The following is a 14663-nucleotide window of genomic DNA, read 5'->3' on the forward strand; positions in this document are numbered from 1 at the left end:
GGCACCGAAACCACCCGACGAGAGGCCCTACCCGCCTGGATCCACTATTACAATCACCACAGGCCCCACACCGCACTCGGGAACAAACCACCCGTCAGCCGGCTAACCAACCTCCCTGGGCAGTACAGCTAGCTAGCTCCGCAGCCTTTTCCACATAGGAAACCTGGCCCCTGTTGGGTGGTCGGGAATGCTGGCTACCGTGGCGGCATGTCACACACCTCCCGTAGCGCCCTTCTTGCCCTTGCCGAGCGTTCAGCAGGAACAGCCGGCAACGAACTGCTTAAACCACACGCCCAGGCGTACCGGTCGCCTCCCAATGGGCGCAGCCCTGGCGGGATCATGCGCGCCAAGCCGCGTACTTGGAATCCACGGCGAAGACGCACACCCAGGGCATGGATTTCCCGCAATCGCCGGCTCTGTGTGGCACTGCTTTTGTGCCTCGCCGCGGGCCTCGCGGTCCAGCAGCTGACTCCGGCGTCGGCGGCGCGGGTCAGCGTCCTGGTCGCAGCTCGCGATCTTCCCACCGGTACCAGCCTGAAGGAATCCGACTTCACCAAGGTCGAGGTCGCCCCCGAACTGGCCACAGCCACGTCGGTGGACGATGTTGGAAACCTTGTGGGACGCCAGTTGGCTTCCCCACTGGGCAAAGGGCAAACCCCTACGGAATCAAGCCTCCTGGGCCCCGGCCTCCTCACCGGCACAGCGGCTGGTTCCGCGGCCGTTCCCCTCCGCATGGCCGACCCCTCCTCCATCCAGCTTCTTTCGCCCGGGCAACTGGTGACGGTGGTCCTTACCGCCTCCGGTTCCTATGACGAATCGCGCCAGAGCCAGGTCCTGGCAGGCCCTGTCCCTGTCCTCTGGACTTCGGCACAGGGCGGCAAAGCCGGCGAGTGGCTTGGCACCAGCGATACCGAAGGGCTGGTAGTGGTCGCCGCCAACCCGCAACAAGCAGAAAAGCTTGCCGGCGCATCAACGCAAGGCAAGCTCTTCTTTGTTCTGGTCAGCCCGTGAGGCCTATCAAGCGATCATCCCCAGTGCGGAGGCTTCTGCTCTTTCAACCACTGCTCGTGGTCGTATCCGGCCTCGTCGCCCCATCTGCGGGGATCATCTTCCGCGGCTTTCGTAGGGAGGATACCGCCCGAACTGTGCTTGGCAGTGGTTGGTTCAGTGCCAGTTCCCGCGGCAGCGTTTTCCGATTCCAATGGTTCCCCGTTGTCCCCGTTGGTTCCAGCCACAGGGGCGTCCCCTGCAGAACCGTTCGCCGAGCCGTTTTCCTGTTCCGTCATTGGTACTTCTTTCCTGTCCCCTGCCTGGTCGCCCGCTTCGCTGGCGTCCTTGCCGGGCTGATTACCTGGTCCACTGGCCGAAGAGCGAGTGAACTCTGGTTGCGCCTTGTGCAGGTTCAATTGTTCAACATCCATGTCCAGGAAGCCATGCTGTGGCGCCCCTGTGGACGTGGGGATGTGGTTTTCCAACCCAAGGTACGAGCCGATGCGGTCTGCACAGGAGGACGGGTCGGTGAAGACCTCGATGGTCCACAGCGACATGTAGCGCCACCCCATCCGTTCCAGGAGCTGAGGCCGCAACCTGCTGCGTTCACGGACGCTCATTCGCCGGTACCGTTCCGTGCCATCGGATTCAATGGCCACAGGTGTGGGAATTTCGGCACCCTCGCGGCCAATGGTGTGCACGGGATCGGCTGCGGCAGCAATGTCCAGGACCCCATCGTAGAGGTGCCAGACGCGGGCACCCCGGGCACGCAGGCGTTCACCGAGATCTGCCACCAGCGGGTCCTCGCCAAGCGCCTGCTCACTGGCAACGGCGCGGGAAGCCGGAGTTCCGAGGTTGCTGTTGCCGGAGAGTTCCCGGTCCAACAATTCGTAGAAGTCCACTGCACCGTGCGCCAGACGGTCAAGGTCGAGGTCCTCAGGCCGGAAGCAGCTCAGGACGTGCATGGAACGCCGTGCCCTTGTCATCGCCAAGGCAAAGCGGTTGCGCCCGCCCTCACTGGACAATGGCCCAAAGGTGTGAAGCGCCCGGCCGTGCGGCGTGCGTCCATACCCAAGGGAAAAGATCACGTGATCCCGTACAAGGCCCTGTGCCCGCTCCAGATCCACCACGCGGAAGGACTCAGGGCCGGCAGCAAAGAAGGACGACAGCAACGGGTGGTTGGGCAGTTGCAGCCTGATGGCCTCGCCGATCCGGGCCGCGTGGCGCAGGCTTGCGGTCACCACTGCCAAGCTGGTGCGGGGACGCAGCGTGGCATGTTCGAAGACAAGATCCACCACCCGGTTGACCTCGGCAGTGACCGATTCCACTCCCTCGTGATCGGCTCCGGGAAGTCCTGTGCCGTCGGGAATGTACTCAACAAGGATCGAGCGGTCCAGCCCGGTGACCGAGTTGCCATCCGGGAGCCGCTTCAGACCGCCGTCGTAGTAGTTCTTGCTCAACTGCAGGATCAGGTCTTCGTCGACCGCGCGGTAGACCCAGTTCAGCTGCCACGAGGGCAGGACCCTGGCCAAGGCTTTGAAGGCGCTTTCCACAGTCTCGTGGCCGGCAACCCCGGCCACGGGGGGTTCGACAGCCACGCTGAAGGTCCGCGCATTTGCGATTTTTGCGTCGCCAAACGCCACCACCTGCTGTGCGCGGGCGATTGCGGGAAGAACTGCCTGCAAGGACGTGGACTCGGCATCGATAACCACCACAGCGTCAAACTTTTGCTCTGCAGGCAGGACGCCGGTAAGCAGGTAGGGACTGACGGACCACACTGGAACCAGCAACGGCACCAGATCCGGGGCTTGGGCACTGAGTGCAGGCAGCGTTACCCTGCCGTCCTTCAGCAGGGCCCGCAGCAGTTCCGCCTGGCGCGGGTGGTCCAGGAGTCCCTGCCGCCACCTCTGGGCCAACTGCCAACGGAGCCGGGCGGCGCCGCTGGCTATGTGGGCCTGGTCTGCGAGCCGGAATTCAGCTTCGAGGCGGCGCAGGGAGTCGCCGTCGGACATGGCCAGATAGTCGTCCCCGCTGATCATCGCTTCCAGTGCGGACTGCCACCAGGCCAGATCCAGCTCAGCGGCTACCGAGGACGCAGGGACTTCACGCTCGGCCAGGTCAGCCAAGAGCTCCCCCAGGCCGTGCTCGCGCATTTCCTCGATAAGGAGCGTGCGTTCCGGCAGGGACTCGAGTGTGGCGGTGTCTGCCACAAGCCGTTCCAGGCGCTCCATGAGCTCCGTGTAGGGCGTGCCGTGAAGCGAGCCACCGGCAAACGTGTGTTTAAGCGCCTCCCCGAGGCGCCGGAGTTCGGTATCCAGTTCCCGGTAGAGGGTGCCGAGGTCAGCCAAACCGGACGGAACTGCCGGGTGCCGTTGAGTGGTGGCGTAGTCCGACCACAGCGCCCGCTGCTCCTGGACCAGAACCAACGAGCTGTGGAGGTCGGCGATGTGGACCCCGGGCCGCACATATTCCTTGGCCACCCGACGCAGCCGGGATCGCTGCATGGAAGGCATCTCAATGTTCCGCTCGCGGCGCCACGCCGAACTCGCCGTGGCAGAGATGAGATCGTGTACCGGCCGGTCAAAAATGTCGGGCGTGAACTTGTCCAGGCTCTCGCGCACGGCGATCAGCAACTCGAGCTGGGCACCCCACTCCGTGAAGGTCTCCCCCAATCGGATCTCGGCGTGATCGGACACCTGCTTCATGCGATCCCGCAGGACCGGGAGCTTCTCCGCTGCCACGCGGGCAAGCTGCTGCGCTTCCTCGGTTTCCTTGCGGGTGACCAAGCGGGCGCCGTACCAAGGGCTGGTGGTCGAAGCCCGGCTGAAACTGCCAAGTTCCGCGGCGCGACGAAGCCGGGCCGCCAACTCCTCGCGGTCCTTGATGTTGTCCAGGACGCTGCGCTTCAAGCGCACGGTCGTGGAGGGAGCAGGGTGGATGGAAGTCAGTTCAGCCAGCGACTGCATCGCCTGGTAGGGCGAGCATCCCCAGCGCTCACGAACGTTATGCAAAGAGGCAACGTGGTCCATGAGGGCGTGCCGGTGACCGGTCAACGTCTGGTGAAGGTTGCCAAGCTGGGGCTCCAGTGCCTTCTCGTTACGCATGATGGCGCGAACCAGCTGGCCCTTGAGCTGCTGTGGAGTCGTTCCGTTACCGGGACGGAAGAGAAGCGAATCGAGGCCCAGCGATTCCAGGTGGGCGGACAATCCAGCGAGGCTGGACTGCCTGTCGCCTACAACAAGGACCGACTTTCCTTCGCACACCAGCGCACCGATGGCGTTGATGGCAGTCTGCGTTTGGCCGCTGCCCGGGGGCGTGCTGACAACAAGGGAGTCGCCGGCGCGGACGGCGTCCACCACGTACTGCTGGTCTGTGTCGGCATCGAGCAGGAGCAGCTCATCGGCCGGATCACGAAGGTCCAGGCTGGGGAATCTACCTGCCTTGATGGATTCAGGCTCAATGTCACCGCCATTGGCAGCAGTGGCAAGGGCCGCCACCGTTGGGTTGTTCAGGTTGATCCAAGGATCGTCCAGGTTGCCCGACAGGTCGGCCAGCGTTGTGACCAGAAGGTTGAACTCCACTTCTGCGCCGTGAATGGGCTGAACCAGCGTGGACAGGCGGTCCAGGACGGGTTGGGGATCCAATCGTGCGGTGTTGTAGGCCATTCTCGCCACAGCGTTGACGTCAAAGACGATGCCGTGGACGGTCTTGAGATGACGTACCAAGGCGGGGTTCATGCGCGCTTGCTCGGTGAGCTGAAGTTCGAAGTCATCCTCGCCTGGACGGACTGTCAGAACGATGGACGTGAGCATTACGGGTGCGGAGACGCGCTGCGGCTTGCCGCCAACGGCCGATGTCCACACCACGGTTCCGGCGGACAGGTATCCGGCCTCGATACCGCGGTCATTGCTGAGCTCGAAGATTTTGGATCGGATGTTACGCGCTGCCCGCGCCGCCACCAGGTACTGCTGGCGATCCCTGATGAGTGTTGACAGGCGCGTCCGGCGGCCTGCCAGCAACTGCGCCAACCCCGAAGGGTGCGCGTTACTGAGGTCAATGGCGCCTTCGGGCGTCTTGACGAAACGCAGCATAGTGTCTGCCCCGGTGACGGGTTTGAGACCAGACAGCCATTTGCGGAGCTCTTCGGAGCCCTCTTCCTGGCCTTGACCTACTGACACAACTTCTGCCTTCTTTTCTGTACTAGCTTTAGACGCCTTGGACCATACCGGCATACTTTCGAGGGTAGCGGGAATCCACGGCGAGCCCGCTCCGCAACGCTGTTCCGACGCGAAATTGGACCGTTTTCACAGCTTCCTGCCAATCACATACCGCTAAGGGACCCGGGCAAAACAGTGGCCGGCCTCCCAAAGGAAGCCGGCCACTCAGAATGCTATTCCCACTCGATGGTTCCCGGTGGCTTGCTGGTCACGTCCAGCACCACGCGGTTAACGCCATCCACCTCGTTGGTGATCCGGTTGGAAATACGTGCCAGGAGGTCGTACGGCAACCGGGACCAATCCGCCGTCATGGCGTCTTCGGAAGACACCGGACGCAGGACGATCGGGTGCCCATAGGTACGCCCGTCACCCTGGACGCCAACGCTGCGGACATCAGCGAGGAGGACCACCGGCATCTGCCAGACGTCGTTATCCAGCCCTGCGGCCGTCAGTTCGGCGCGGGCAATGGCGTCGGCCTTGCGCAGCAGGTCAAGACGTTCCTTGGTCACCTCACCCACGATGCGGATACCCAAGCCAGGGCCCGGGAACGGCTGGCGTCCGACGATTTCCTGGGGCAGGCCAAGCTGGGCGCCAACAGCACGGACCTCGTCCTTGAAGAGGGCGCGCAGCGGCTCAACGAGTTCGAACTGCAGGTCCTCCGGGAGCCCACCGACGTTGTGGTGGCTCTTGATGTTTGCAGCACCCTCGCCGCCGCCGGACTCGACGACGTCCGGGTACAGCGTGCCTTGGACCAGGAACTTGATCTTTTCGCCTTCGGAGGCCGCCTGGGCGATGATGGCCCGCTCTGCTTCTTCGAAGGCGCGGATGAATTCGCGGCCGATGATCTTGCGCTTGGTTTCGGGATCGCTGACGCCGGCAAGGGCCGACTGGAAGCGTTCCTGCTCGTTGGCAACGTACAGGTTGACGCCGGTCGCTGCCACGAAGTCGCGTTCGACCTGCTCGGCTTCGCCTTCGCGAAGCAAGCCGTGATCGACGAAGACACAGGTGAGCTGGTCGCCGACAGCGCGCTGGACGAGGGCTGCAGCAACAGCCGAGTCCACGCCACCGGAAAGGCCGCAGATGACCTTGGAGTCACCAATTTGCTGGCGGATACGCTCCACCTGCTCTTCAAGGATGTTGCCTGTGGTCCAGTTGGGGCTCAAGCCCGCGCCCTTGAACAGGAAGTTCTCCAGGACGTGCTGGCCGAGGACCGAATGCTTCACTTCCGGGTGCCACTGCACGCCGTAGAGTCGCTTCTCGTCATTGGCGAAAGCAGCCACCGGGGCTCCGGCCGTCGTCGCCAGCACCTCGAAGCCTTCGGGTGCCTCATGGACGGAGTCGCCGTGGCTCATCCACGTGTTCTGGGATGCCGGTACGCCGTCGAGGATGGAACGTGCGTCCCCCACCAGGAGCGCTTCGGTTGCACCGTACTCCCGGAGGCCGGTCTGGGCCACCTTGCCACCCAGGGCATTCGCCATGGCCTGGAATCCGTAGCAGATGCCGAACACGGGAACCCCGGCCTCGAAGAGGTCGGCTCCCACGAACGGGGCGCCTTCCGCGTAGACGCTGGAGGGTCCGCCGGAAAGGATGATGGCTGCCGGGTCTTTGGCCAGAAGCTGCTCGGTGGTGAAGGTGTGCGGAACAATTTCCGAATACACATTTGCTTCACGGACGCGGCGGGCAATCAGCTGCGCGTACTGGGCACCGTAGTCAACAACCAGCACCGGCTTCTGGGAAGTCTGGGGTGCGGTGGGAGTAGTCACCAGTCAAGACTACTTTGCCAGACCGCCCCCGTGCACGTTGACGAGGGCAGCCAAGGACCAAAACAGGCCCTCCCGTTAGGCATCTCACATCGGGATGCCCTGTGGCACCTAGTAGCGCTTGGTCGCCTGTGGGTTGGCTGCCAGTTCCGCTTCAACCTGTGCGTGGAACTTTTTCTCCACGATGAAGGACAGCAGCGGGATCACGCCGCCCAAAGCCAGCAGCACCATCTTGGAGAAAGGCCACCGCATCAAGGACCACAACCGGAAGTTGGAAACGAGGTACACCACGTACATCCAACCGTGCACGATCAGCACTGAGGTGGAAATGTTGAATCCGCCAATGACACCCTTGGGCTCGGATTCAGCAAAGCCGAAGCCGAACGGCCGGCCGGTGACTGCATCGGTGCCACCGGCAAAGAGTGAGACGCCGAAAACGTAGCGTGCCACCAGTTCGGCGCAAAGCAGGAGCAGCATGGCGCCGGTGAGGTACGCCATGACCTTGTAGAACTTGAGGGCCGAACGGATTTGGGCTTCCGTCCCGCCGAACCGCCGCTTCTTGGGCTTCGGTCCTGACTGCTCAGGCTGGATGGCCGGTTTGGGCTCAATCATTGCTGCACCTTATGTTCTGGATCGGGACTTGCAGATTCGGGACTTGCAGGTTCGGGATGTGACTCGTCCGGAAACCCGAAGTCGTCCTCGTGGTAGTCGTCGTCTTCCTCTTCTTCGAGGTCCCGACGGTAATCATCACGCACCAGACGCCACCAAATGAAGACGGAGAACCCGGCGAAAACCACCCATTCCACGGCATAGAAGAGGTTCAACCAGTTGACCTGCTCTGCCGGCGGCTGCGGCGGGATGTTCAGTGCCATCACATTGTCGCCCAGCGGAACCGTCGCGCCGCCTGCGACTTCGGACGTGGCCGCGATGAAGCCGGGGTAGATCGAAATTTCCCACTTGTTGATGAGTTCCGCTGAGGAAACCGCGGACGCACGGCCAGGGCCGGCGTCGACATTTGGTACGGGCGCTTCGGACGGGATGAGACGACCGGTCAGCGTCACAGTGCCCGACGGCGGCGGCCCGGCTTGCGCGGCATCAGCCACCCAGCCGCGCGCTACCGGAATCCAGGTCTGCGGTGAGGCGGCAACACCTTTGAGCGCAGGAGCGTTGTTGACCGCGAAGGCCGAGACGATCCAAAAACCCTTTTGGTTGTTGTACAGCCGGCCTTCGACCAGGACCTGCTTGGCGGGATCGTAGGTACCGGTGGCCGTGACCATCTGGTCAGAAACCGAGCCGGGGAAGAATTGGCCGGGCCGCAGGACGTCTACCAGGGGTTTCACTTCTTCGACGGTGGACGGCGGCGGGGCGTCGTGCTGGGTGGACCGGCTGAGCTGCCACTGGCTGAGCAGCACAAACACCCCGGACAACAGAAGCGCAAAGACCAGTCCTGCGATCCAGCGGGGTTTCAGAGCGGTTTTCAACACCCCTTAACCGTACTTCGTCCGGCTGTAGAACAACGAAACGGGCCATGGCTTGCGGCAGGCGGGGGCACTAAGCCGCTTTTAGTGGTCGAAGAAGACCAGGCTGGAGTTGATCAGTTCCGAAATCACTTCGGGATCGTGAGCCCGGCGCAGGGATTCCCGGAAGGATTCCTTTGAGAGGGAGCGCGCCAGGGTGGCCAGGACCTCGAGGTGGTCCGAGAAGGAACTGGCGGGCGTGGCGATGAGGAGGATCAGCGTCGCCGGACCGTCGGCTGCCCCGAAGTCCAGCGCGTGGCCAAACTTCGTGACGCCCACAGCGATCGAGATCCTGTCCACGAACTCACTGCGTGCATGTGGAAGGCCAATGCCGCCTGGAAGGCCGGTGGCCAGCTGGTGCTCGCGCGAATGTACCTGCTCCAGGAACCCATCAAGGTCCGAGATCCTGCCGGCTTGATGGAGTTTGTGAGCCAACTGTGCTGCGGCGTCGATCTTGTCCTCGGCAACGAGTTCAAGAATGACCATCTCAGGGGTGGTCAGTTCCGCATCATATCGGTCCAGTGGTTCAGCCAAGTCGTGTTCCCTCCATGTGGCCTTCCGGCCTCAATTCCCTGAGCCGGTCAGCGGAGGGGAACGATGTCATCCACCCCCATGCGCGCGGCATCTGCCGATTCGTCATCGGGTTGCTGCTGGCTGAGTCGCTCAGCCTCCACCCGTGCAAGGTAGTGCTTGATCTCGCTTTCACGCTGAGCATCGCTCCAGCCAAGGATTTCTCCCATCAGCTTAGCCACTACAGGCGCTGCAGACACACCCCGGTCCCAGGCTTCGATGGAGATCCGGGTGCGGCGGGTCAAAACATCGTCAACATGCCGTGCGCCTTCATGGGTTGTTGCGTAGACGACTTCCGCGGCAAGGTAGTCGTCGGCACCTGGAAGCGGCTCGCCCAACTCAGGCCGTTCGGAGATGGCGGCGAGGACTTCCGATGCCATTGATCCAAAGCGGTTGAGCAGGTGCTCCACGCGCGCCACGTGCACTCCGGCCTGCTCGGCGGAGCGCCCCCGCCGGTTCCAGGCTGCTTTGAAACCTTCGGCTCCCAGCAAGGGAATGGTTTCGGTGCAGCTGGATGGGACGCGTTCGTCCATGGCCCTGGTTGCCTCGTCCACGGCGTCCTTGGCCATGACCCGGTAGGTGGTGTACTTCCCACCGGCCACCACCACAAGGCCCGGGACCGGGTGGGCGACCACGTGCTCCCGGGACAGCTTCGCGGTCGAGTCGTTGTCTCCGGCAAGGAGCGGACGCAGGCCTGCATAAACTCCCTCTACGTCCTCGCGGGTCAGTGGGCGTTTGAGCACCTTGTTGACGTGCTCCAGTACGTAATCGATGTCCTTGCTGGAGGCAGCCGGGTGGGCTTTGTCCAGCTTCCAGTCAGTGTCCGTGGTCCCGATAATCCAGTGCCGGCCCCAGGGAATCACGAAGAGCACCGACTTTTCGGTGCGAAGAATCAGTCCCACAGTGGACTGGAAGCGGTCGCGCGGGACCACCAAGTGGATTCCCTTGGACGCACGGACCTTGAGTTGGCCGCGGTCAGTGACCATGGCCTGTGTCTCGTCGGTCCACACGCCAGTAGCGTTCACCACCTGCTTGGCCCGCACTTCGAAGACGCTGCCGTCCTCCTGGTTTTCCACCTTGGCCCCCACCACGCGTTCACCTTCGCGGAGGAAGTCCACCACCCGCACGCGGTTGGCCGCGTGGGCGCCGTAATGCGCTGCGGTCCTGACCAGGTTGACCACCAGGCGGGCATCGTCCACCTGGGCGTCGTAGTAGCGGATGGATCCAACGAAGGCATCGTCTTTGAGGCTCGGAGCCGCGCGCAAGGTGCCGCGCCGGAAGAGGTGCTTGTGCATGGGGACGCCGCGGCTATGACCGGACGTCAAGCCCAAGGTGTCGTACAGCATGATGCCGGCCCCCACGTAGGGGCGTTCCCAGAAGCGGTGGGTCAGCGGGTAGAGGAAGGGCACGGGACGGACCAGGTGCGGAGCGATCTGCTGGATCAGCAAACCCCGCTCCTGCAAGGCTTCCTGGACGAGTCCGAAGTCCAGCATCTCCAGGTACCGGAGTCCACCATGGATGAGCTTGGATGACCTTGAGGACGTACCGGATGCCCAATCCCTGGCTTCGACAATTCCAACGGTGAGTCCGCGGGTGACAGCATCCAGGGCAGCACCGGCACCTACCACGCCACCGCCGACAATCAGGATGTCCAACTCCTTGCCAGGCTCGGCAGTGGATTTCAGGACGTCGATCGATGCGGCACGGAATTCCGGGCTAAGTGCTCCCGGCGAACTCACCTGCGGACCGCCTGCGACATTGCTCATCGGACCCCTCCTTGAACGCAACAGCTGGTAGTCCCCTACCCTACTTCCTGCCCGTCGCCTTGGGCAGGGCCGCCGAACGGGTGCATCCGGACAAATGCCGACAAAAAAGGGCCCCGGGCGCAAAACATGGTCTGCTCCCGGGCCCCTCATTCAGGTGTCCTAGCCGAGGTACGGCGAGACCACGACGTCTACCCGCTGGAATTCCTTCAGGTCCGAATAGCCGGTGGTCGCCATCGAGCGGCGCAGGGCGCCAATCAGGTTGGACGTGCCATCCGTGTGGTGGCCCGGCCCGAATAGGACTTCCTCGAGCGGGCCGACTGTGCCAACGTTGACGCGGTCGCCACGCGGGGTCTCGAGGTGGTGGGCTTCCGGACCCCAGTGCCAGCCACGGCCTGGTGCTTCCTCGGCGCGGGCAAGCGCACTGCCGAGCATGACGGCGTCTGCGCCCATGGCAATGGCCTTGACGATGTCGCCGGAGCGGCCCATGCCGCCGTCGGCAATGACGTGGACGTAACGTCCGCCGGACTCATCCATGTAGTCGCGACGGGCGGCAGCGACGTCGGAAATGGCCGAAGCCATGGGCGAGTGGATGCCCAGCGCACGGCGGGTTGTAGTTGTTGCGCCGCCGCCGAATCCGACCAGGACGCCGGCAGCGCCAGTCCGCATCAAGTGGAGGGCAGGCGTGTATCCGGCTGCCCCGCCGACGATGACAGGAACATCGAGTTCATAAATGAACTGCTTCAGGTTGAGCGGTTCATGGTTCTTGGAGACATGCTCGGCGGAGACGGTGGTGCCTCGGATAACAAAGATGTCGACGCCGGCAGCCACCACAGTCTTGTAGTGCTCCTGGGTGCGCTGGGGCGTGAGGGAGCCAGCGACGGTCACGCCGGCGGCGCGGATCTCCGCCAGGCGGGAGCTGATGAGTTCCGGCTGCACGGGGGCCTGGTAAAGGTCCTGCATGCGACGCGTAACGGCAGGGCTGCTGGTCTCGTCTGCCAGGCCGGCAATCTCATCGAGGACCTTCTGCGGGTCCTCGTACCGGGTCCACAGTCCTTCAAGATCCAGCACGCCTAGGCCACCCAGGCGCCCCAAGGCAATGGCGGACTCCGGCGACATCACCGAGTCCATCGGCGCAGCGATGACAGGCATGTCGAATTTGTAGGCGTCGATCTGCCAGGAGACGGAGACGTCCTTGGGATCGCGGGTCCGGCGGTTGGGGACGATCGCAATGTCGTCCAGGGAGTAGGCACGACGCCCACGCTTGCCACGGCCAATCTCAATCTCATAAGTCACGGCTCTTACTTTACTGGACCCCTCCCGTAACCCCGATTCGGCAAAGAAAGTGAACAGTTCGCGACGCGTGACCAGGAACTCCTGACGCCTCCGGCCGTGCCGCAGTTTTCCCCATGGGCAGGAGTGCCCATGGCTGAATCCCCGCCGGATCCGATAGCCTGCGAAAAACACCACCATGCAAGGGGGACCCATGGCGCCTGGATTCTACGGAGCCGACATTGAACAGCTCCGCTCGTTATCCAAACAAATGGGACAGGCCGGCAGCCGGCTCCAGAACCAGGAACTCCAAATCAACGGCCTGATCTCCAGCGTTGCGTGGAAGGGAACCGACGGCGAGCGCTTCCGCCGTGAATGGAGCAGCACCTTGCGGCCAATGCTGCACAAAACGTCCCGTTCCCTGGACGACGTGGCCAAGACACTCCGGACCCAGGCCGATGAACAGGACAAAGCCAGCACGCAGGGCGGCCAGGCCGGCGGGCCAGGTGGACCGGTTGGTCCCCAGGTTCCTGGCGGTAACGGAGGCCAGGTCACTCCCACCACGGGCATGGAGGGCCTTTTCAGTGTTACCGGCAGCCAGGAATGGTGGGCTGGAAATGCTCTCGTGACCGCGAACGGCCTGGTGGCGGACTCCATCCTGGCGCAGATGGCCAAAGGCGGGTTGGTCACCGAGCTGACTAAGTGGCCTTGGCTCAGTGCCCAATATGGCCAGGCCGCCGGCGCCGGGTACGTCAAGGGCACCCAATTCCTCAACGGCAGTTCGATGCTTGGCCGTCTCTCCGGAGGCCTGGGCATTGTCACCGGCGGGTTGCAGGTCTACCAAGGTATCCAGACAGGACATCCCGGAGTGGCGGTGGACGGCGGCATCTCTGCTGCACTTGCTGTGGGCAGCTTTATTCCGGTTATCGGGCCGGCCTGCGCAATCGCCGGCATCGCTTGGGGAGGCCTGGGCCTACTGGCGACAGGTATGGGCTACGACTCCGCATCGTCCATGATCGCTGACGGTGCCAAGCATGTTTGGGAGGGCGCCCAGAACGCTGCCGGGGCAGTAGCTGATGGCGCAAAGAAGGTCTGGGGATGGCTCACATGACGCCGCCACTTCCTAGACTGGACACAGAACCGCTGAAGAGAAGGCAGAAATGACCACTCAGACCGAAGAAAACCAGGCATTGCTCATCACCGAGCATGAGCTCATTGCCCTCATCGCACTGGCCGGTACCGACGGCGCGCTGAGGTGCCAGACTCTGTTCCGCCTCGACCACGCCGCCGGGTCGCCGCTGGAACAGGCCGGTGTCTCCACGCTGCTGGAGCGTGGGTTGATGAAGATCGAAAATGACGCACTACAGCCGGTGGGGCCGGCTGCAACGGTTGCCGCTGTCCTGGCGGATGCCACGTCCTGGCTGGAAACAGCCCTTGTGACTCCTGCCTCTGAACATGTCTCCTTCATGTTCGGCGCAGAACAGGGCGCCCTGCTGCTCAACCTGAGCAAATACGGCGTTCACGAACTGCACCCCATTACGGGCTCGGAAGGCATGATCACCACGGCAGTGCAAATGGCCGACTTCTACCTGAACCAGGCGCCGGACGGGTTCCCCGCGGCGGCCACGACCCGGCGGCATTTCAAGGACGGAAGTTCCCGCGCAGTACACGTCAAAGCGGAGGCCGACGGTTCCCTTTCGATCGCCACAGGTGAAGGCGAAAACCTCCCCTCGTCCACCCTGGTGCGTGAGCAACTGGACTCCCGTATCCGCGCAGGCCTGGAGCAGTACCCCGGGTGAGTTACCAGACAGGCCCTTCCCCGCTTTTCCATTCAGACCGCCCCTTGGACTACTGGCTTTCCTCGGAGCTATCCGCCATCACTCCTGCGGATGCACGCTCGCGCCTGCGGGAAATCGCCGGCGCTCGTGGAGCCTATATGGGCGCTTGGGCTGCCGGAATCGGGGTCGGGATAATCCTGGTCCTCTTCGGCGCTGTCCTCGCCCTCCAGCTCGGCACGATCGCGCTGCTTCCCGCCCTCGGAGTTCCCGGTGCAGCAATAGCGGTGCCTTGCGGCGTCTTCTACGTACGGGTGCGGGACCGGCTGCCGCGAACAAGCCGGGCGCTGGTCAATCGTGGGCCGGGAAGCCTGCGCGGGGCGCTTTCCTTCGTGGCGTTCATCCTGGTCCTCTTCATAGGGCTTTTCGCGTTCACGGCGAAGCCCTCCACCTGGCAGGATCCGGCGCTCCTGCTGACGCTGGCCACGGTTCTTGCCTTCATGGTGTGCCTCCTTCTGGCCGCGATCATCGTCCCCGCCACCATCGTGGGCCGTTCGCGGGATTCCCTTCGCCGCAAGGCTGCGAACGATCCCCGCTTCCGGGCACTTCTGGAACAGGACCTCGCCACGTGGCGTGATCCCTACGGCAATGCAGGATACGGCCCGCTCTAGGTGTACTCGGCCAGCAGGTTGGTTACATCGTGAAAGGGTGAAGACCTCTTAGGTTGGTGGTTACCACACACACCGAACGACTAAGAGGTCTTCATGGTCCACCGTAATGCCCGCCTGACTCCCACCGG

The 14663-nt window shown here is 63.4% G+C and carries 12 protein-coding genes; 5 read left to right on the top strand and 7 right to left on the bottom strand.

Annotation, left to right across the window (positions count from 1 at the left end; translation table 11 throughout):
• Both PJL15_RS22010 and PJL15_RS22015 read left to right on the top strand, forming a co-directional pair.
• A partial coding sequence (locus tag PJL15_RS22010; RefSeq protein ID WP_281453273.1) for an integrase core domain-containing protein occupies positions 1-132 on the top strand: 132 nt, incomplete at its 5' end.
• 75 nt (positions 133-207) lie between these two features.
• Complete coding sequence (locus PJL15_RS22015) at positions 208-1011, top strand: RcpC/CpaB family pilus assembly protein (protein WP_281453262.1); 804 nt, start codon at positions 208-210, stop codon at positions 1009-1011.
• 14 nt (positions 1012-1025) lie between these two features.
• Here PJL15_RS22015 and PJL15_RS22020 read toward each other — a convergent pair whose 3' ends face one another.
• From PJL15_RS22020 to PJL15_RS22050, 7 genes are all read right to left on the bottom strand, one after another.
• Complete coding sequence (locus tag PJL15_RS22020) at positions 1026-5222, bottom strand: DUF4011 domain-containing protein (protein WP_281453263.1); 4197 nt, start codon at positions 5220-5222, stop codon at positions 1026-1028.
• Between the two features lie 158 nt (positions 5223-5380).
• Complete coding sequence (gene guaA, locus PJL15_RS22025) at positions 5381-6970, bottom strand: glutamine-hydrolyzing GMP synthase (RefSeq protein ID WP_281453264.1); 1590 nt, start codon at positions 6968-6970, stop codon at positions 5381-5383.
• A 108-nt stretch (positions 6971-7078) separates the two neighbouring features.
• Positions 7079-7579: a DUF3817 domain-containing protein gene (locus PJL15_RS22030; protein WP_281453265.1), complete on the bottom strand. Its 501-nt coding sequence runs from the start codon at positions 7577-7579 to the stop codon at positions 7079-7081.
• Positions 7576-8451: an SURF1 family protein gene (locus PJL15_RS22035; RefSeq protein ID WP_281453266.1), complete on the bottom strand. Its 876-nt coding sequence runs from the start codon at positions 8449-8451 to the stop codon at positions 7576-7578. Before PJL15_RS22035 ends, PJL15_RS22030 begins: the two co-directional genes overlap by 4 nt.
• Before the next feature lie 78 nt (positions 8452-8529).
• Positions 8530-9018 carry a PTS sugar transporter subunit IIA gene (locus PJL15_RS22040; RefSeq protein ID WP_281453267.1) on the bottom strand — a complete coding sequence of 163 codons (489 nt, stop codon included), beginning with the start codon at positions 9016-9018 and terminating at the stop codon, positions 8530-8532.
• 47 nt (positions 9019-9065) lie between these two features.
• Positions 9066-10820, bottom strand: a complete 1755-nt coding sequence (locus PJL15_RS22045; RefSeq protein WP_281453268.1) for a glycerol-3-phosphate dehydrogenase/oxidase — start codon at positions 10818-10820, stop codon at positions 9066-9068.
• Positions 10821-10979: 159 nt separating this feature from the next.
• A complete protein-coding gene (locus PJL15_RS22050; protein WP_281453269.1) occupies positions 10980-12113 on the bottom strand; it encodes a GuaB3 family IMP dehydrogenase-related protein in 1134 nt (377 codons plus the stop codon).
• Positions 12114-12303: 190 nt separating this feature from the next.
• Between PJL15_RS22050 and PJL15_RS22055 the strand changes: the two genes are divergently transcribed.
• From PJL15_RS22055 to PJL15_RS22065, 3 genes are read left to right on the top strand one after another with little or no spacing between them, the layout of a single operon-like run.
• Positions 12304-13200 carry a WXG100 family type VII secretion target gene (locus PJL15_RS22055; RefSeq protein ID WP_281453270.1) on the top strand — a complete coding sequence of 299 codons (897 nt, stop codon included), beginning with the start codon at positions 12304-12306 and terminating at the stop codon, positions 13198-13200.
• A 49-nt stretch (positions 13201-13249) separates the two neighbouring features.
• A complete protein-coding gene (locus tag PJL15_RS22060) occupies positions 13250-13888 on the top strand; it encodes a hypothetical protein (RefSeq protein ID WP_281453271.1) in 639 nt (212 codons plus the stop codon).
• Positions 13885-14535, top strand: a complete 651-nt coding sequence (locus PJL15_RS22065) for a hypothetical protein (RefSeq protein ID WP_281453272.1) — start codon at positions 13885-13887, stop codon at positions 14533-14535. The genes PJL15_RS22060 and PJL15_RS22065 overlap by 4 nt, the downstream gene beginning before the upstream one ends.
• Positions 14536-14663: the final 128 nt, after the last annotated feature.

Source organism: Paenarthrobacter nitroguajacolicus (assembly GCF_029952445.1).
Lineage (GTDB): Bacteria > Actinomycetota > Actinomycetes > Actinomycetales > Micrococcaceae > Arthrobacter > Arthrobacter nitroguajacolicus_B.